Below are 18,876 nucleotides of genomic sequence, written 5' to 3'. Positions count from 1 at the left end.
ATCAGCGGACGAAGTAGATCGTGGCGAACAACCCGATCCACACGATGTCGACGAAGTGCCAGTAGTAGGAGACGACGATCGCGGCGGTGGCCTGCGCCGGTGTGAACTTGCTGACCTTGGTGCGCACCAGCAGGAACACGAACGCGATCAGACCACCGATGACGTGCAGACCGTGGAAGCCGGTGGTGATGTAGAACACCGAGCCGTAGGAGCTGCTGGAAATCGACGTTCCCTCGTGCACCAGGTTCATGTACTCGTAGCCCTGGCCGAGGACGAAGAACGTGCCCATCGCCAACGTGACGACATACCAGCGGCGCAGGCCGAACACGTCGCCCTTCTCCGCGGCGAACACGCCCATCTGGCAGGTGAACGACGACGCGACCAGCACGGCCGTGACCGGCACGGCGAGCTTCAGGTTCAGCTCGGTCGGCTCCGGCGGCCAGTGACCGTGCGCCTGGGCGCGCGCGACGAAGTACATCGCGAACAGGCCTGCGAAGAACATCAGCTCGCTCGACAGCCAGATGATGGTACCGACGCTGACCATGTTGGGCCGGTTCAGCGAATGCACACGCTGGGTAATGGCCGATCCTGGGGTCCCTACTGCGGTCGTCACGGGGGTAAGTATGACTCGTCGTAGTACGACGCCAATACCCGGGTACGAAACTCGTTTCTCCGTGTCGGAAAACGCAGGGAAGGGCGGGCTCTCGACCAGGCGAGGGCGTGGGGCGAGCGGTGTGCGCGAGCCTGGAACCGGTCGCACCCGCGGACGAACGCCCGGACAGCATGACAGGCGAGAGTAAGGAGAACCTGAGATGGAGGCTCATGTGGCATCCCGGCTGTGGCGGCGGCTACTGCGGCGGGACCGGCCGACGACGCTGGACCCCGACCGCGCGGACCTGATCGTGGTCGCGTCCTGCTTCGACGACGCGGAGGCGTGTTCGACCGCGCTGGCGCGCGCGACCGGACTGACGCCGGACGCACCCGCGGTGCTGCGCCACCACCTGCGCATCCCGCCCCAGCACGTGGACACCGTCTGCGCGATCGCCGCACAGGACGGCTACTCCCCCGCGCCCCAGGTGGGCGGCCCGGCCGCCGACGCGCTCGAAACGGTGATCCTCCAGCGCATGCAGCTGCTCGACGCCCTGCACTGCGCCCAGGAACGCTCGCGCATGGCCGGTCTCGCCCAGCGTCACGACGGCACCGCCGACGGCTGGGACGCCCTGCAACCGCGGCCGCACCCATGAACGGACCGCCGACCCACGTCTCCGGGCGATTCCTCCGGGACCGCGGCGCCACCCCGATCGGCGGAACCACAGCACACCGACCACGGGTTTCGAGCGAAGCGAGGCCGAGCATGCGCCGTTCGCCACAAGGGGGCCGCGAACACGCCCGCGACGGAGTCGCGGCCGATCGAACACAGCTAGGCTCCTCGAGGAGAAACTGGTGCGCGAAACCAGTGTGACGGGAGAAGTGGAATGAGCGTGCGCAGCTGGCCCCAGGTGCTCGGAGTCCTCGCCGACGGTGGCGACCTGGCCGCGGACGACACGTCGTGGGCGATGAACGAGATCATGTCCGACAACGCCACCCCCGCGCAGATCGCCGCGTTCGGCGTCGCGATGAAGATCAAGGGCCCGACGCCCACCGAGCTGACCGGCCTGGCCACGGGCATGCTCGAGCACGCCCGGCTGGTGCGGATCGATGGCGACGCGGTCGACATCGTCGGCACCGGCGGTGACCGGTCGGGCTCGGTGAACATCTCCACCATGTCCTCGATCGTGGTGGCCTCGGCCGGGGTTCCCGTGGTCAAGCACGGCAACCGGGCCGCGTCGTCCAAGAGCGGCGGCGCGGACGTGCTCGAGGCGCTCGGCGTGAAGCTCGCGCTCGGTCCCGAGTCGGTGGCGCACTGTGTGCGGGAGGTCGGCATCGGCTTCTGCTTCGCGGCCGTGTTCCACCCCGCCCTGCGGTACGCGGGGGCGGCCCGCAGCCAGATCGGCATCCCGACGGTCTTCAACGTGCTCGGACCGCTGACCAACCCCGCGCAGCCGCGCGCCGGGCTGGTCGGCTGCGCGTTCGCCGACCTGCTCCCGGTGATCGCGGGCGTATTCGCCGAACGCGGTGCCAGCGCCCTGGTGGTGCGCGGCAACGACGGGCTCGACGAGATCACCACCTCGGACACCACCGAGGCATGGATCGTCTCGGGCGGACGGACGCGTCAGACCACCATCGACCCCACTCGCATCGGCATTCCCCGGGTCGACCTGGACGCGCTGCGCGGCGGCGACGCGGAGGTGAACGCGGGCGTGGCCCGCGACGTGTTCGCCGGTCGCGGCGGAGCGGTCCGCGACGCGGTGCTGCTGAATTCGGCGGCGGCGATCGTGGCCTACGACTGGTCGCGCGGCGCGGGCGATCCGGATGCGGACCTGCACGCCGCGCTCGCCGCGGGCATCGACCGCGCCGCCGAGGCGATCGATGCGGGCAATGCGGCCGCGCTGCTGGAGCGCTGGGCGAAGCTGACGCAGACGCTCGGCGACAGCTGAGGCGGGGTCGGTCGAGGCCTGCGGGGCGTTCGACGACGGTGCGTACATGAGGACCCTGACGGCTGTTCGAGGTCGGCGACGGGGTCCGACATGGAGACCGCGACCGCACCCACGGCGTCCGGCACCTGGGGATGACCCGCCGGTCCGCTCGGGCGGTGTGGTCGGAGAACTCGCGCCGAACGACGCCGCCTATTTCGCGGTGCGCCGCGGCCGGGTATCGAGCGGCACTACTCGCCCAGCGAGAACCCGGCCTCGACTTCGGCTCGTGAGTACGACTTGAAGGCGATGTGCGTCGTAGTGCGCAGGACACCGGGCGTCTTGTCGATCCGGCCGGTCACCACCTCGGCGATCCGCTCGTGATCGCGCACCCGCACGATCGCGATCAAGTCCACGTCACCGGCGCAGGAGTAGACCTCGGCGACGCCCTCGGTGTCCGCGACCGCCTGCGCGGTCTCGGGGATGCGGCCGTTGTCGGCGTGAATCAAGACGATCGCGGTAATCATGGTGCTCAGCCTAGGCGGTCGAGATAGGCCTGCTCGGTCGGTTGGGCGCGGACCGCCGCGTCGGCGAGCTGCGCCCAGCCCAGCCACCGCGCCGCGCCGAACATGGGCTCGTGGTACCCCTCGGTGGTCCGCACGATCCGCACCCCCGGCCGCGCCAGCCAGCGGACGACCAGCGCCACTTCCTCCGGCACGGCGCCCCGCAGCGGTGGGGCGGCATCATCCGCAGGAGAGCCGGTGTGGCCGGAAACCACTGTCGGCATCACCGTTTCCGCGGCGGCCACGATCTGTTCGACGATGGGCATGGGCGGTACACCGCGCGGCGCGGTGCCGGCCCCGGCGAGGCGGCCGTAGCGGATCACCGCGAACTCCCACCCGCCGTTGCCGTCGGGATGCGCGGCGATCAGTTCGGCTATGCGCGCCAGCGCGGCCAGGCGCTGGGTACGGCGCAACGCGCGCACCACCCGCACGGCGCGGTCGCGTACCCGGGCCGCCGCCTCGAAATGCTCCGCGCGCGAATGAGTTTCGATCCGATCGAGCATGAGCCGAATCGGCGCGTCGCTGCGCCCGGCGAACAACGCGCGCACGAGCGCGGGCACGGGTGCGTATTCCGCGCTGCCCAGCGCCCTTCCCCCTGAGCCCGCCGGACACCCGCCGACGAGCGCGGGCGGGCACTCGTGAATCGCCTTCCTGGACAACCGCGCCGTACAGGTGCGCAGCCCGGTGAACTCGGCGATGATCACCCCGAGGTCGACGGCATCGTTGCGGGAATTGAACGGCCCCAGCGCATCCCGGGACGGTTCCCGCACCACCGAGAACCGGGGGAACGGCTCGTCGGTGAGGGTGAGCCACCATGCCCGCTTCGGGAACTTCGATCGGCGGTTGTAGGGCGGGGTGTGGGCCACCAGCAACCGCAGTTCGCGCACGCCCGCCTCGAGCGCGTGCGCGCACACCACATGGTCGACCCGAATCGCCAGCGACACCATCTCTTTCATCCGGCCGCGGGTCTCCGAACCGGTGAAGTAGTTACGGACACGGCGGCGCAGGTTCACGGCCGTACCTATATATAGGACTTCATCGGAAGGACCGCGGAACAGATACACCCCGGGCGAAGCGGGGAGGTCGGCCGCCAGGACACGCTTGGAGCGCTGCCGGGGCGTGACGTCGGGCAGATAGTCGAGCAGCTCGGTGAGACTGTGGACGCCCTGGTTCCCGACTCGCCCGATCAGCGCGTGCAGCACGTCGACGGTCGCACGGGCGTCTTGCAGCGCACGGTGGGTCGGCTGGGTGGCGGCGCCGAGCAACCGAGCCAGCGAACTCAGCCGCACCGAGGGCGCTTCGTCGCGCCCGAGCACCCGCCGCGCCAGTTTCACGGTGCACAGCACCTGTGCGGGCGGCCACGGCGTGTCGCACTGCGCCGCGGCGGCGCGCAGGAACCCCATGTCGAACCGGGCGTTGTGCGCGACCAGCACGGCGCCCGCGGCGAACTCCAGGAAGCCGGGCAGCACCGCCTCGATCCGCGGCGCGGCGTACACCATCGCGGTGGTGATGCCGGTGACGTGCACGACCGCGGGCGGAATCGTGCGCCCCGGGTTGACCAGCGTCGCGAACTCGCCGAGCACCTCGCCGCCGCGCACCTTCACCGCGCCGATCTCGGTGATGCCGTCCGTGCCGGGACTGGTCCCGGTGGTCTCCAGGTCCACGACCACGAACGTGGTGTCGTAGAGGGGCGTGTCGAGCTCGTCGAAAGCCAGCTGCTGGGCGGCGGCCGGGCGCGGCGCGGGGTCGGGCACGGCGTGCAGCGTAGGGCCGAGGTCCGACAGAAACGGGCCCGCGAACACGGCACGCGATGCGCGAATAACACCGTGCGGATTCTCGGGCGATACCCGGGAAATGATCTAGAAATACCCGAAAGAGACCCAGATCACATAAGAGAGAAAACTGTATCAAACATTGCGGCGCGTCCAGAGGAACGGGATCGCCCGCGGCCGGGTGTGTCGACCATGCACGGCTCTACAGCGTACGAACGGGCGACCATACTCGGATCTACGGCAGATTCCCTGCCGCCACCTGGCAAAACACCCCATCGACCACCGGAGCGTCGACGGCCGGATGCAGCCGCCCGAACTCGGCCTCGGCACGAGATTTCCCCGTCGTTATCTTTTCGTGATTCGATGGGACATATCTCACACCGATTAGCCGACAATTTGTTGAGCATCGCCTTTTCGCATTCCCCGCCGCTTTACAAATGACCGTGATGTGTTCGTAACCTTTTCGAGACCTCACGGAGTCCGCCGCGCCGATCGGTGCGGTGCCGACGAAGTCCCGCGGCACCACCGGGTGCCGGCGTCGTGAGGCAGATTGGGAGTACCGCATCATGACGACCAACGCCGTCAAGCGTCACGCACAGCGCGCTGTTGCCGCCGGGGCCGTCGGCGCTGCCACCATCGGCGCGTTCCTGCTGCCCGCAGCCCCCGCGTCGGCCCAGCCGGTGAGCATCCCCGGCGTGGGAACCTTCGACGTTCCGAACGAGATCCCGGTCCCGCCGGCTCTCCCGGGCCTCGAGCTGCCCGGTCCCGCTCCCCTCCCGTTCACCGCCCCCAAGTCCTCCGGCGAGGTCGCCCTGGACGCCGCGCTCAGCAAGGTCGGCTCGCCGTACGTCTACGGCGCCGCGGGCCCCAACGCGTTCGACTGCTCCGGCCTCGTCCAGTGGTCCTACCGCCAGGCGGGCGTCGAGCTCCCGCGCACCAGCGGCGCGCAGCTCGCCGCGGGCAGCCCGGTGTCGCTGGACAACCTGCAGCCGGGCGACGTCGTCTCGTTCTACGGCGGCGGCCACTCCGGCCTCTACGCCGGCGACGGCAACGTGGTGCACGCGGCCACCTCCGGCACGCCCGTGCAGGTGGCGCCGATCTCCTCCATGCCGATCGCGGGCGCTCGCCGCTTCTGAGAAGCAGCTGGTCGGGCCGCGATCGCGCGGCCCGACCGCGACACGGTCGGCGTGATCGTTTCGTTCTCTACTGGACATCGACCACGGCCGTTCCGTAACCTAACCGAGACCTTCCACTGATTACCCCGGGTTTTCGGCGCGCAAACCCCGGAGTTCAGGAAGGCCTCCGCGTCGGTTTCACGAGAGATCGCTTCACGAGAGAACGGGGCACCGCGGGCTGTGGCTGCACATCACCGGAGACAGCACACCAAACGTCTGGTGGGAGGGGCGCTGGCCGCCGGAATGCTGGCCGCGGGCCTCTACAGTGGCGGTCCGGCCGGAGCGGATCCGGTAGCGCTTCCCAGCACCGCCACCGAAGCCGTGCAGCGGATGATCGATCTGTCCCGTCAGTCCGAGCAGCTCAACCAGCAGGTACTCGGCGCGGAAGCCGAGTTGGACGCGAAGCTCGCCGTGCAGCGCGACGCCGACGAGCGGCTCGCCGCCAGCACCGACATGGTCGACCGAGCCCGCGACGAAGTCCGCCGGTATCAGCCCGTCATCGACCGCACCGCTATCGCCGCCTATCAGGGCGCCCGCACCAATCGCCTGTTCGCCGTGCTGGTCAGCGACTCGCCACAACAACTGCTCGACCAGATGTCCACCCTGGATGTGGTGTCCGCGCAGACCTCCGAGCAGCTCGAGCACTACACGAAGGCCACCGACGCCGCGACCGCGGCCGAATCGGCGGCCCGCACCGCCGCCGACGCCGCCCGCGCCGCCGCGCAGAAGGCCGACGCGGTGCGCATCGACCTGGAACGCAAGCGCGACGACCTCGGCGGCGCCGTCGCCGAGGTGGTGGAGGCCTGGGGCGCGCTGTCGGCCAAGGACAAGTCGGCCCTCGCGGGCTCGCCGTTCCCGCCCGGTTTCGACCGCGACACCCTCCTGCAGGGTCTCGTTCCCGGCAGCGGCACCAGTGCGCTGGCCGCGGGGCTCACCCGGGTCGGCGACCCGTACGTCTGGGGCGCCACCGGTCCGAACCAGTTCGACTGCTCCGGTCTGGTCCAGTGGGCGTTCAAGCAGGTCGGCAAGAACGTGCCCCGGACCAGTTCGCAGCAGGCCGGCTACGGCACCCCCGTGGCCAAAGACGATCTGCAGCCCGGCGACGTCGTGTTCTTCTACTCCGACATCTCGCACGTGGGCATCTACGCGGGCAACGGTCTCATGCTGCACGCCTCCACCTTCGGCGTTCCCGTCGCGGTCGCACCCCTCAGTTCGACGCCCTACCATTCGGCTCGGCGATACTAGGCGTCGTGAGCGAGCCAACCAGCGGCAAAGCGCCTTCCACGGCACGACCGACCGGCAACGGACGACGATGAGCGGTCCGCGCGGTCGATTCGTCACACCGGCCGCCGCGCGGCGCCTCGCCGCCGCGCGCCGGGCCGGAGTCCGCGGATGAGCGGAATGCGGAAGTTGCGGGCCTGGTGGTCGGCGCGGCGGCGATTCGAATTCTGCCTCACCGTCGCGATGGTCGTGGCGCTGACCGGCGTGTGCGTCGCGCTGATCATGCTGCCGAACACGGCGCTACCGAAACTGCGAGCCGCTGAACCGGGTGCGGCCGAGGCCGTGGGCCAGGCCGCGGCCGCCGATCCCCGGCTGGCCGAGGTGCGGCGCATCGTCGAACCGTTCGGACCGATCGTCGCCCGCCCGGTGCCGACCGGTGACGGGCGGCAGTCCCTGGTCGTCGGCCATCCCGACCAGCGGATCGAGATCGATGTCCTGGAGCGCGCGCTCGCCGATGCCATCTCCGCGGTGACCGACGTGTGGGGGCCGGGATGGGCGCAGTCCGCGCTCGTCGTCGTTGCTTCGTCCCCGTCCGAGTTCGCCGCTCTGTTGCGCTCGGCCGATCTGCTGCCCGCCGAGGTCGCCGCCGCCTCGATCGCCGACCCGTTCACGCCGGGCAGCCGGCCCACCGGTCAACGCGTCGTCTTCGGTCCCGACACCGGGCGCCGCCTCGATCCCGAGGGCATGGCCAGCCTGCTGCGGCACGAACTCACGCACATCGCGGCCCGCGCCGACACCGTCGACGGCGCCCCGCTGTGGATGCTGGAAGGCTTCGCCGACTACACCGCGCACCATCGCGAGGCGCTGCGGTTCGCCGAGGTCGCTCCCACTCTCACCGCCCATGCGCACGCGGGCCGGATTCCCGCCGATCTGCCCGCCGACGCCGATTTCTCCGGCCCAGACGCCGCCTTCACCTACGAAAAAGCCTGGTCGATCTGCGCTTTCGTAGCCGAGAAATACGACCGGCCCCGCCTCGTCCAGCTCTACCACCGCATCGCGGCGGGCAAGCAGGATCCGGCCACCGAGGACCAGATCCTCCGTGAAGTCCTCGGCGCCACCCGCACCGAGTTCATCGATGACTGGCGCGCCTGGCTCCGAGCCCGAACCGCCTGACGTCGAGTTCCCACGAATCAAACAGGCTCCGGCGACGGTTTCGGGCGAAACGAAGTCCGTGTACGGCCCTCTCCCTCGCAACCACACCGGCCCAACCACCGGTTCCGAGCGAAGCGAGACCGAGCATGCGCCGTTCGCGGCCCGGCTCGCGTCCGAGTGGCCGCCGCGTCTGCGACGAAGGAGCAAGCGGCGGTCGCTCGGACGCGAGCCACCAAGGGGCCGCGAACACCCAGCGCCGCAGGCGCTGGAAAAACCAACACAGTATTTTGTTGCGCATGGCCCGAACTCTGCTGGTTACCAATGATTTCCCGCCGCGGCCGGGCGGTATCCAGTCATATCTGCAGGCTTTGGCCGGTGAGCTGCCCCCGGATGACCTGGTGGTCTACGCTCCGCGCTGGCGTGGCGACAGCCATCTGAAGTTCGATGCCAAGCAGAAGTTCCAGGTGGTTCGCCACCCCACCACGCTGATGCTGCCGACGCCGCTGGTGCTGCGCCGCGCCACGCGTCTGCTGCGCAGCGAGAAGTGCGACACGGTGTGGTTCGGTGCGGCGGCGCCGCTGGCGCTGATGTCGCCCGCGCTCCGGCGTGCGGGCGCCGAACGAATTCTGGCCAGCACCCACGGCCACGAGGTCGGCTGGTCGATGCTGCCGGGCGCCAGGCAGGCGCTGCGTGCCATCGGCGAGCACACCGACGTGGTCACCTACGTGAGCCGCTACACCCGCCGCCGGTTCGCCTCCGCGTTCGGGGCGAACGCGGCGCTGGAGTATCTGCCGCCCGGCGTGGACACCGAGGTGTTCCGTCCGGATCCGGCCGCACGGGCCGAGCTGCGCGACCGTTACGGCTTGGGCGACCGTCCGACCGTCCTGTGCCTGTCGCGCCTGGTGCCGCGGAAGGGTCAGGACGCGCTGATCCTCGCGATGCGCGAGGTCCGCGAGCGGGTCGAGGGCGCGGTGCTGGTGATCGCGGGCGGCGGCCCCTTCGAGGACAAGCTGCGCGCCCTCGCGGTCGCCGCGGGCGTCGCCGACGACGTGGTGTTCACCGGCCGCGTCCCGTCCGGCGAGCTGGCCGCGCATCACACCCTGGCCGACGTCTTCGCGATGCCCTGCCGGACCAGGGGCGCGGGACTGGACGTGGAGGGTCTCGGCATCGTCTACCTGGAGGCGTCCGCGTCCGGCGTCCCGGTGGTGGCGGGCAATTCCGGTGGCGCGCCGGAAACGGTGATCGAGGGCAAGACCGGCCGCGTGGTGGACGGCCGCTCCGTGCAGCAGATCGCGGACGCGCTGGTGGCGATCCTGTCCGATCGGGACGCCGCCGCACGGATGGGCGCGGCGGGGCGTGCGTTCGTCGAGCAGCAGTGGCGCTGGGACACCCTGGGCGCGCGCCTGCGACAGCTGCTGCGGTGATCCGCGTCGCATCTACTACGCTCAGCGGAGTGAGCAGTATCCAGGTCGCAGATCAGACGTTCGTCGCCGCATCGGGGGCCGCCGTGGCCGAACTGCTGGCGGGACCGAACACGTGGCGCCGCTGGTGGCCGGACCTGGACTTGGAGGTCCGGGAGGACCGGGCCGAGAAAGGAATCCGCTGGGCGGTGGCGGGGGCGCTGACCGGAACCATGGAGGTGTGGCTGGAGCCCTCGCTCGACGGGGTGATCCTGCACTACTTCCTGCATGCCGAGCCGCAGCCCGCGTTGCCCGTCGGCAAGCTGGCCGCGGCCAACCGGGCACGCCGGGTCGCGGGCAGGAACATGGCGTTCGAACTGAAGTCCCGGCTGGAGGCCGATCGCCCCGCCGGTGTCGCTCCCGCGCCGCTGGCGTGATCTACCAGCACCGACGCTGAAAGGAACCGCTGTCCGCATGGCCGACAGGACCCAGAGATCGATCGTCATCGAGGCCCCGTCGCAGCAGGTGATGTCCGTTATCGCCGATCTGGAGTCCTACCCGGAGTGGGTATCGGCGGCGAAGTCGGTCGAGGTGCTGGAGGCGGGCCCGGACGGTTTGGCCAAGACCGCGCGGTTCGTGCTGGACGCCGGGGTGGTCAAGGACACCTATGTGCTGTCCTACGACTGGCGCGCCGACCGCAAGGCGGTCAGCTGGCGGTTGCTCAGCGGCGATCTGCAGAAGGCGCAGAACGGCACCTACGAGTTGATCGATCGGCCCGGCGGCACCGAGGTCGTCTACACGCTGACCGTCGACCTGAACATCCCGATGATCGGCATGTTCAAGCGCAAGGCCGAGAAAGTGATCACTGATACCGCGCTGAAGGAACTGAAGAAACGGGTCGAAGGCTGACCGCGCACGAGACCCGGGTCGAACTGTTCATCGGCAAGGGTGGCGTAGGCAAGACCACGCTCGCGTGCGCCACCGCCATGGCCGAGGCCGGAGCGGGCCGTCGTGTGCTGGTCGCATCGCTCGACCAGGCGCATTCGCTCGGCGACGCGCTGGGCTTCCGTTTCCCGCACGACCCGGGCGCGGTGCCCGGCGTCGCCACCGTGCTGCCCGGTCTGGACGTGATCGAGGTGGACTCGCTCGCGCTGCTCGAGGACCGTTTCCGCGACGTGGTGCGGATGGTCGCCACCGGCCGCGGGCACGAGCACGGTTTCGACCTCGCCGCGCTGGACCCGGCCGAGCTGACCGGATTGCCCGGTGTGCAGGAACTGCTGATGCTGGTGGAGATCACCCAGTTCGCCGCGGAGGACGATTGGGATCTCATCGTCGTCGATTGCCCGCCCTCGGCGGACATGCTGCGCATCGTCACCGCCCCCGGCACCCTGCTCGGCTACGTCGAGCGGATGTGGCCTCCACACGCGCGGGCGATGAGCGCCGTCGGCACCGACCTGCGCCGCGCCGTGCTCGCCGCGACGGTGGAGCGGATCGTCAAGGCGGTCACGGAGGTTCGCGACCTGCTCGCCGACCATCGGCGCACGGGGGCGCGGTTGATCACCGTCGCCGAGCGAGTCGCGGTGGCCGAATCGGAGCGGGTGCGTTCCGCCGCGGCGCTGCTGGGCCTGCGGCTGGACGCCGTGGTGGTGAACAAGGTGCTACCCGAACTCGCACCGCCCGGCGATCCCGCCGGAGCCGAACATCCGGCGGTGCAGTGGTATTCGAATCGGCGCGGCGAGCAATCGGACGTCATCGCCGAGTTGCGGAGCAAGATGCGGGGTATCCCGGTGCTGATCGCGCAGCACGCCGGTCCCGAGCCGATCGGGCTGAACTCGCTGGCCGCGCTGTCGTACGCGACGGACTCGGCGGGCGATACCGGCGACGCTGCGCTTATGCTGAGCGACAATCAGACGGAGGTCGACGCGAGTTCCGGCGAACCGCTGGTTCTCCGGGAATCCGGCACCGGATTGCACGCGGTGTACGCGCTGCGCATGCACCTGCCGGTGGTCGACGCCGCCACGTTGCGCCTTGGCCGAGTGGAGGACGATTTGATCGTGGGAGCGGACGGTGTCCGGCGCCGGGTGCGCCTGGCGCCGGTATTGCGGCGGTGCACGGTCCACAGCGCCGAGCTCGATGACGGAAACCTGGTGGTCCGCTTCCGGCCCGATCCGCTGGTCTGGGCGCACGCGTCCGAAAGTCACGACCATGACCGGTGATCCGCACCCGCCCGGTGGCGGCGCGGCAGGCGCACACGCGGACGGTGTCGCCGAATTCGCCGCGGAATTGAAGCTGCTGGCCGAGGCGGTGCTGGAACGGGTCGAGCCGGTGCTGCGGCGGGCCGCCGCCGACGGACAGGTCGAGTGGGCCAGTTGCAACTGGTGCCCGGTGTGCGCGGCCGCGGCGCTGGTGCGTGGGGAACACCACGAGGTGCTCGCCGCGGTCGCCGATCACGGCACCGCGATCGTCACCGTGCTGCGCGAGGCGCTGGCGGGGGTTCCGGTCGAACCGGTCATGCCCACCGACGCCGATCCGGAAACCGGTGCGCCCCATCGCCACGGTCCGGGCTCGGACGACGAACGCCCGCGGTATGTCGACATTCCCGTGACTATCAAGGTATGACGCACCAGATGGCCGGTACGCGACCGCTGACCGTGGGAATCGACGTCGGCGGCACCAACATTCGGGCGTCGGTGATCGACGACAGCGGCGAGGTGCTCGACACGGTCCAGGCCCCGACGCCGCAATCGGCGCGGGCGCTGGAGGACGCGCTGGACCGGGCCGTGCGCGACCTGTCCGGCAGGCACCCCGTCGGCGCGGTCGGCTTGGCGGTCGCCGGGTTCATCAACGGCGATCGCTCCACGGTGCGGTTCGCCCCGCACCTGCCCTGGCAGGACGCCCCGGTTGCTCAGCGGCTGACCGAACGGCTGGAACTGCCGGTGATCCTGGAGCACGACGCCAACGCGGCGATGTGGGCCGAATACCGGTTCGGCGCCGCCGCGGGCGGACACAACGTGGTGCTCGTGGCGATCGGGACCGGCATCGGCGCCGCCCTGCTGATCGACGGCCAGCTGTACCGGGGCACGCACGGCGTCGCGCCGGAACTCGGTCATCTGCAAGTGGTTCCGCAGGGGCGGGCCTGCCCGTGCGGCAAGCACGGGTGCTGGGAGCGCTATTGCAGCGGAACCGCACTGGCCGACACCGCGATCGAGATGCTGGCCAGCGATCCGGTGCGCTCCGTGCTGGCCAGGGATGTGGCGCGCGATCCCGGTTCGCTGACCGGACGGCGGGTCGCGGGCGCGGCGCAGGACGGCGACCCGCTCGCGACCCGGGTGATGGCCGACTTCGCGCGCTGGCTCGGGCTGGGGCTGGCGTTCGTCAGCGACATCTTCGATCCCGATCTGGTGGTCATCGCGGGCGGTGTCAGCAGTTCGGCGCCGCTGTTCCTGGACGAGGCGCGCGAGGAGTACGCGCGCGCGATCACCGGCGCCGGACACCGGCCGCTGGCCCGCATCCGGACCACCCAGCTCGGTGAGGCCGCGGGCATGATCGGGGCCGCCGATCTCGCCAGGGCGGCCCTGCCCACCGGGGCGCGCAAGTCCGCGCGGATCGCGCGGACCAGCCGTTGACACCATGCCCATCCCCCGGTCGGCCGGGCGACACGCCGACCATGGCCATCGGTCGGCGTCGAGGCCGTAGTGTGGTGAGATTCGCCGCTGCGGTTGGATGTGATCTTGCACCAGCGGTAAAGTCGGCAATTGACGCAGGTGCCCGCTACTATCCCGGTCCCGGGGGAAGGACGTCATGTTCTACTGGCTGCTGAAGTTCGTGCTGCTGGGACCGTTCATCCATCTCTACAATCGGCCGACGGTCGAAGGTGTGGAGAACATTCCGGCGGACGGGCCGGCCATCATGGCGGGTAACCACCTCTCCTTCGCCGACTGGCTGTTCGCTCCGTTGCTGAGCCCGCGCAGGATCAACTACCTCGCCAAGGCCGAGTACTTCACCACCCCCGGCATCAAGGGCCGGTTCCAGAAGTTCTTCTTCAGCGCGACGGGCCAGTACCCGATCGACCGCAGCGGCGCCGACGCTGCCGAGGACGCCCTGAACGCCGCGCGCAAGCTGCTCGATCAGGGCCGCCTGGTCGGCCTCTACCCGGAGGGCACCCGCTCCCCCGACGGCCGCCTGTACAAGGGCAAGACCGGTTTGGCCCGTCTCGCGCTGGAGACCGGCGTCCCCGTCATCCCGGTCGCCGTGATCGGCACCGACGAGGTCAGCCCGCCCGGACCGTTCCGCTGGCGCCGCCGCAAGGTGACCGTCAAGTTCGGCGAGCCCATCGACTTCTCCCGCTACGAGGGCATGGGCGGCAACCGCTTCGTCGAACGCGCCGTCACCGACGAGGTCATGTACGAGCTCATGCAGCTCACCGGCCAGGAATACGTCGACGTCTACGCCCACAGCCTGAAGAAGGGCGTCCCGAGCGGCGGCCGCCCCGAAGCCGTGTCCGTCCGCATCCCCGACACCGCCGTAGGCTGATCCACTCCCCCGCGGGCCGATCGCTGTTCCCCCGCGCCGGGACGTCGAGCATGCGGACGAAGATCTGTGGCATCCGTTCGGAAGCCGACCTGCACGCCGCCGTCGCCGCCGGTGCCGACGCGATCGGATTCATCTCGGGCGTCACGCATATCAGTGAGGACGCGCTCGATCGGCGCCGCGCCGCCGCCCTGTCGGCGGCCACTCCGCCGTTCGTCACCCGCGTCCTGGTCACCCATCTGGAGGACCCGGCACTGATCATCGACCTTGCCGACCAGATCGGCGCCGACGCGATCCAGGTGCACGGGCTCGTCTCCGTGGCGGTGGTGGCCCGGGTCAACGAGCGGGCCGAGGGCCGCCCGATTCTGGCCGCCGTGCACGTGACCGGCCCGGAGGCCGTCGACTCCGCACGCGCCGTGGCTCCGTATTGCGATGCCGTCCTACTCGATTCACGGACCGCGGACCGGCTCGGCGGCACGGGACGGGCCCACGACTGGTCCATCAGCGCGACCATCGTCCGCGCGATGGCCGAATGCGGTCGTCCCGTCGTGCTCGCGGGCGGCCTCACACCCGCCACGGTCGCCGCGGCCGTGCGGCGGGTCCATCCGTACGCCGTCGATGTGAACAGCGGCGTCGAAACCCCTGATGGCGACAAGGATCCCGCCGCTTGCGCCGCCTTCGTCGCCGCCGCTCGATCCACGCCTTGACGAACGCCGCCGCGCACTGCCCGGTGCCATAGACTCGGCCCCGGTTGTCCAGGGCGACAAGGTAACGACAAGTCTTCGGTAAGACGGGGCGGCGAGAGTACGAGCATGTTCAAGAAGTTGCTGGCTGCGGCCGGGGTCGGTGGGGCCGAAGTGGAGACCGAGTTGTTCACGCCGGGTGTGCAGCCCGGGGGCGCCGTCGAGGGCGTGATCCGGTTGCGGGGCGGTGCGGTCGCTCAGGAGATCGCCTATGTGGCCGTGGAGTTCGTGACCAGGGCCGAGCAGGAGTACGAGGATCACGAAGGCGTTCGGGATATCGCGTTCGGCCGCACCGGGGTGCACGGCCCGCTGCACCTGCCTCCGGGCGCGGTGCTGGATTTCCGGTTCGCGGCACGCGCGCCGATGGAGACGCCGATCACCTTCTACAACGGCCGCCACCTGCCCGGCACGGTCGTCTCGCTGCGCACGATCGTGGAGATCCACGGTGCGGTGGACGCCGCCGACACCGACCCGATCGGCGTCGGGGCGCTGCCCGCCCAGCACGTCGTGCTGGAAGCCGTGGAACGCCTGGGATTTCACCTGCGCAGCGCGGACGTGGAGCAGGGACGGGTGCACAACACACCCCAGACGCTGCCGTTCTACCAAGAGATCGAGTTCGCCGGTTCACCGCGCTACCCGCGCCTGAACCAGCTCGAGGTGACTTTCGTCCCGACCGAGACCGGCATGAGCGTGGTCCTGGAGGCGGACAAGCGCGGCGGCTGGATCGCCGAGGGCCGCGATGTCTTCGACGCCCTGTGGGTGGATTACCAGCACTTGGGCGGCGTGGACTGGGCGGGCGAACTGCACCACCGGCTGGCGCGTCTGGCGCACTGACGAACGAGCGCGCTTGTTGGCCGCACGGACCCGGTGCGTTCACGTGACGTTGACGTGATTGCGCCAAGGTGGCCTCATGACCGGCTCCCCCTCCCGGCGCACCGTCTTACGCGCCTCCGCGCTCGGACTCGTGGCGGCCCCTGTGCTGACCGCGTGCTCGTCGGACAGCGGCCCCGGGCTGGTCCGGCAGCGGCCTGTGCTCACTCATGGCGTGGCGGTAGGTGACCCACGCACCGACGGCGCGCTGATCTGGGCCCGCGCGGATCGTCCCGCCACCTTGATCGTGGAGACCGCCGCCACGGAATCGTTCACCGATGCCAAGCGTTTCACCGGGCCGCTGCTCACGCCGGATTCCGACGGCACCGGCCGCGTGCGGGTCAACGGCCTGCCCGCGGGACAGCGGGTGCACTACCGCGTGACGCTGCAGGGCGAGGACGGCGCCACCTCCGAACCGGTCACCGGCGTCTTCCGCACCGCGCCCATCGCCCCGGCGGACATCAGGCTCCAGTGGAGCGGCGACGTCGCGGGCCAGGGCTACGGCATCAACCCGGAGCTGGGCGGCATGAAGATCTTCGCCGCCATGGCCGCCCGCGACCCCCACCTGTTCGTGCACTCCGGCGATTCGATCTACGCCGACGGACCGCTGAAGGAATCGGTGCCGCTGCCGGACGGCCGGATCTGGCGCAATGTCGTGAGCGAGGCGAAAAGCGCTGTCGCGCAGACCTTGGATCAGTTCCGCGGCAACTACGCCTACAACCTGACCGACGCGAACTACCGCCGCTTCAACAGCTCGGTCGCCCAGGTGGTGCAGTGGGACGACCACGAGACGGTGAACAACTGGTACCCGGGCGGCCTGGTCGCCGAATCCAAGGGTTACACCGAACGGAGCATGGACACCCTGGCCGCCCGCTCCTGGCAGGCCTTCCACGAGTGGATGCCGCTGGAACCCAGGGAAGCGGTGGACGGTCGCCTGTATCGCAAGATCGCCTACGGCCCGCTGCTGGACGTCTTCGTGCTGGACATGCGCGCGAACAAGGACGCCAACGACGCCAACGACGGTCCCAGCGGTCGCATTCTCGGTCCGGCGCAGACGAAATGGCTGATCGACAGTCTGCGCGAATCCACGGCCACCTGGAAGATCATCGCCAGCGACCTGCCGCTCGGCGTGATCGTCCCGGACGGCGAACAGAAGAACACCACCGCCTACGAAGGTCCGGCCAACGGCGATCCCGGCGCACCGGCGGGCCGGGAACGCGAGGTCGCCGAGGTGCTGTCGTCGATCCGGGCGAACAAGGTGGTCAACGTCGTCTGGCTGACCGCCGACGTGCACTACACGGCCGCGCACCGCTATTCCCCCGAACGCGCGGTCTTCACCGACTTCGACGAGTTCTGGGAGTTCGTCTCCGGCCCGCTGAACGCGGGGGCGTTCGGCCCGAACCAGCTGGACGGCACATTCGGCCCGGAGGCGGTCTACGTGCACGCGCCGCCGGTGCAGAACAGCTCCCCGCTGGACGCCTTCCAGCATTTCGGCGAAGTGCGCATCGACGGAAAGTCAAGGGAACTGACCGTCGACCTGTGCGATGCCGCCGGATCCGTCCTGTTCAGCAAGAGCCTTGCGCCTGCGCCGCGGTAGCCCTCGAGTTCGGGGAAGCGGCGCGGGCCGCGCTGTGGTTAGCTTTTCTGCCATGAGCACGCCGCAAACTGTCTCCCACGCCGAGGAATACCTCCCCCGGGACACCGCAGATGTCGTTCGCACGGTGCGGGATTCACGCGGGCGATCGGAACGGCTGATGGTGTGCGGCGGCGAGCTGCTCGACGAGGGCCTCACGCTGCCCGCCCAGCCGACCGTGGTGTCGCTGCGCCGGATGAATCAGGTGCTGGACATCAACCTGGGCCGGCGCACCGTGCGGGTGCAGGCGGGCGCCAAACTCTCCGACATCGACCGCAGGCTCGGCGCGCACGGCCTCGGCCTGCCCATCGTCGGTGACCACCGCGACATCACCGCGGGCGGTTTCGCCTCGGTGGGCGGCGTCAGCGCGGCCTCGCACAAGCACGGCCTGTTCATCGACCAGATCGTCGATCTGGAGTACGTGGACACCGACGGGCGCATCGGCACCTGCGGGCGCACCCACCACACCGAGCGGTTCCAGCGCATCCTGGGCGCGGGCGGGCGCGCGGGCATCATCACCGCGCTCACTCTGGACGCCATCGAGATCGACAAGGAACGGACCTGGCTGACCACCGACGCCGACCGGTTCCTCGACTTCGACTCCTTCGTCGAGCACGCCTACGCCGAGATCGCCCGGCCGGGCAATGCCGAACTCCAAGTGGGCCGCTGGGTCGACACGGCGCCGTTGAAGGTGGCGCGTCCGGTCGGCACCGGGCACGTGCAGCTGGGAACCGTGCGCTTCGGTCAGTGGTCGAGCCTGTACCCCACCGCGCCCACCAGAGGGCTGCGAGCCCGGCGCGAGGTCGGCTCCCGTGCCCGCAAATCGCTGGGCGCCATCGCCTCCGCCGCACCGGGCAAGGCCGGCATGCCGGTGCGCAACGCGGCCGCGGGCGCGGTGCTGTTCGCACCGAAGGTGCAAACCCTGCGGGACGCCGAATATCTGGCCGATACAGCGCTCAGCTCCTCCGAGCGTGGTCCCGCCTACCGGGTGGGCGTTTTCGCGCCCCTGTCGAGCTATACGTCGGTGTTCTACCGCCTCCACGACCTGTTCTCGGGGCACCGGGAACGCTCCGGCTGCTTCACCGTCATCTCCGCCATGACCTACGGCGTGCGCTCGCGCTACCTGCGCGCGGAATCCGCCGCCCGCGGCCTGCCCCCTGAAGACCACGGCCTCATCACCTTCACCTGCCGCCTGCGCCCCGCCGCCCTGCCCTCGGAACTGCTGCGCGACATCGTGTCCGGAATCGAGGAGATCTGCCGCTCGGAGAACGCGCTGCGGTACGAGGGCGGCAATGGATAGCCCG

General features: G+C 70.1%; 19 protein-coding genes. 16 read left to right on the top strand and 3 right to left on the bottom strand.

The window, feature by feature from the left end:
* Position 1: 1 nt before the first annotated feature.
* On the bottom strand, positions 2 to 613 hold the full coding sequence (locus IU450_RS30660) for a cytochrome c oxidase subunit 3 (protein ID WP_195153210.1): 612 nt from the start codon (positions 611 to 613) through the stop codon (positions 2 to 4).
* A 199-nt stretch (positions 614 to 812) separates the two neighbouring features.
* Between IU450_RS30660 and IU450_RS30655 the strand changes: the two genes are divergently transcribed.
* Both IU450_RS30655 and trpD read left to right on the top strand, forming a co-directional pair.
* Positions 813 to 1,244 (top strand): hypothetical protein, encoded by a 432-nt coding sequence (locus IU450_RS30655; RefSeq protein WP_195153209.1) that lies wholly within the window; start codon positions 813 to 815, stop codon positions 1,242 to 1,244.
* A 231-nt stretch (positions 1,245 to 1,475) separates the two neighbouring features.
* The gene (trpD, locus tag IU450_RS30650; protein WP_195153208.1) at positions 1,476 to 2,537 is read left to right on the top strand and encodes an anthranilate phosphoribosyltransferase; all 1,062 of its coding nucleotides are present in this window, start codon (positions 1,476 to 1,478) and stop codon (positions 2,535 to 2,537) included.
* A gap of 227 nt (positions 2,538 to 2,764) precedes the next feature.
* On the opposite strand, the gene IU450_RS30645 is transcribed toward trpD, so the two are convergent.
* Together IU450_RS30645 and IU450_RS30640 are read right to left on the bottom strand one after the other, a co-directional pair.
* The gene (locus IU450_RS30645; RefSeq protein WP_195153207.1) at positions 2,765 to 3,040 is read right to left on the bottom strand and encodes an Lrp/AsnC family transcriptional regulator; all 276 of its coding nucleotides are present in this window, start codon (positions 3,038 to 3,040) and stop codon (positions 2,765 to 2,767) included.
* A gap of 5 nt (positions 3,041 to 3,045) precedes the next feature.
* Positions 3,046 to 4,830 (bottom strand): DEDD exonuclease domain-containing protein, encoded by a 1,785-nt coding sequence (locus IU450_RS30640; protein WP_195153206.1) that lies wholly within the window; start codon positions 4,828 to 4,830, stop codon positions 3,046 to 3,048.
* Positions 4,831 to 5,414: 584 nt separating this feature from the next.
* Between IU450_RS30640 and IU450_RS30635 the strand changes: the two genes are divergently transcribed.
* The 14 genes from IU450_RS30635 to IU450_RS30570 all read left to right on the top strand — a co-directional run bounded on the left by IU450_RS30635 (position 5,415) and on the right by IU450_RS30570 (position 18,872).
* Positions 5,415 to 5,984, top strand: a complete 570-nt coding sequence (locus tag IU450_RS30635; protein WP_195153205.1) for a C40 family peptidase — start codon at positions 5,415 to 5,417, stop codon at positions 5,982 to 5,984.
* Positions 5,985 to 6,266: 282 nt separating this feature from the next.
* Positions 6,267 to 7,268 (top strand): NlpC/P60 family protein, encoded by a 1,002-nt coding sequence (locus IU450_RS30630; RefSeq protein ID WP_195153264.1) that lies wholly within the window; start codon positions 6,267 to 6,269, stop codon positions 7,266 to 7,268.
* Positions 7,269 to 7,415: 147 nt separating this feature from the next.
* On the top strand, positions 7,416 to 8,417 hold the full coding sequence (locus IU450_RS30625; RefSeq protein ID WP_195153204.1) for a hypothetical protein: 1,002 nt from the start codon (positions 7,416 to 7,418) through the stop codon (positions 8,415 to 8,417).
* Between the two features lie 275 nt (positions 8,418 to 8,692).
* Positions 8,693 to 9,820: a glycosyltransferase family 4 protein gene (locus IU450_RS30620; RefSeq protein WP_195153203.1), complete on the top strand. Its 1,128-nt coding sequence runs from the start codon at positions 8,693 to 8,695 to the stop codon at positions 9,818 to 9,820.
* A gap of 29 nt (positions 9,821 to 9,849) precedes the next feature.
* Positions 9,850 to 10,233 carry a polyketide cyclase / dehydrase and lipid transport gene (locus IU450_RS30615; RefSeq protein ID WP_195153202.1) on the top strand — a complete coding sequence of 128 codons (384 nt, stop codon included), beginning with the start codon at positions 9,850 to 9,852 and terminating at the stop codon, positions 10,231 to 10,233.
* Between the two features lie 37 nt (positions 10,234 to 10,270).
* Positions 10,271 to 10,705, top strand: coding sequence for an SRPBCC family protein (locus IU450_RS30610; protein WP_195153201.1), 435 nt, complete (start codon positions 10,271 to 10,273; stop codon positions 10,703 to 10,705).
* On the top strand, positions 10,702 to 12,012 hold the full coding sequence (locus IU450_RS30605) for an ArsA family ATPase (protein ID WP_324197890.1): 1,311 nt from the start codon (positions 10,702 to 10,704) through the stop codon (positions 12,010 to 12,012). Before IU450_RS30610 ends, IU450_RS30605 begins: the two co-directional genes overlap by 4 nt.
* Positions 12,002 to 12,415 (top strand): hypothetical protein, encoded by a 414-nt coding sequence (locus tag IU450_RS30600; RefSeq protein WP_195153200.1) that lies wholly within the window; start codon positions 12,002 to 12,004, stop codon positions 12,413 to 12,415. The genes IU450_RS30605 and IU450_RS30600 overlap by 11 nt, the downstream gene beginning before the upstream one ends.
* Positions 12,412 to 13,422, top strand: a complete 1,011-nt coding sequence (locus tag IU450_RS30595; protein ID WP_195153199.1) for an ROK family protein — start codon at positions 12,412 to 12,414, stop codon at positions 13,420 to 13,422. The genes IU450_RS30600 and IU450_RS30595 overlap by 4 nt, the downstream gene beginning before the upstream one ends.
* Before the next feature lie 175 nt (positions 13,423 to 13,597).
* On the top strand, positions 13,598 to 14,329 hold the full coding sequence (locus IU450_RS30590; protein ID WP_195153198.1) for a lysophospholipid acyltransferase family protein: 732 nt from the start codon (positions 13,598 to 13,600) through the stop codon (positions 14,327 to 14,329).
* A gap of 50 nt (positions 14,330 to 14,379) precedes the next feature.
* Positions 14,380 to 15,033, top strand: a complete 654-nt coding sequence (locus IU450_RS30585; RefSeq protein ID WP_195153197.1) for a phosphoribosylanthranilate isomerase — start codon at positions 14,380 to 14,382, stop codon at positions 15,031 to 15,033.
* Between the two features lie 105 nt (positions 15,034 to 15,138).
* Positions 15,139 to 15,903: a sporulation protein gene (locus IU450_RS30580; RefSeq protein ID WP_195153196.1), complete on the top strand. Its 765-nt coding sequence runs from the start codon at positions 15,139 to 15,141 to the stop codon at positions 15,901 to 15,903.
* Between the two features lie 76 nt (positions 15,904 to 15,979).
* Positions 15,980 to 17,536: an alkaline phosphatase D family protein gene (locus IU450_RS30575; protein ID WP_195153195.1), complete on the top strand. Its 1,557-nt coding sequence runs from the start codon at positions 15,980 to 15,982 to the stop codon at positions 17,534 to 17,536.
* 52 nt (positions 17,537 to 17,588) lie between these two features.
* Positions 17,589 to 18,872 (top strand): FAD-binding oxidoreductase, encoded by a 1,284-nt coding sequence (locus tag IU450_RS30570; RefSeq protein ID WP_195153194.1) that lies wholly within the window; start codon positions 17,589 to 17,591, stop codon positions 18,870 to 18,872.
* The last annotated feature ends 4 nt before the right edge of the window (positions 18,873 to 18,876 follow it).

The organism is Nocardia abscessus (assembly GCF_015477775.1).
In the GTDB taxonomy this organism is placed as follows: Bacteria; Actinomycetota; Actinomycetes; order Mycobacteriales; family Mycobacteriaceae; genus Nocardia; species Nocardia abscessus_A.
This window is presented reverse-complemented; position numbering and strand designations above follow the sequence as displayed.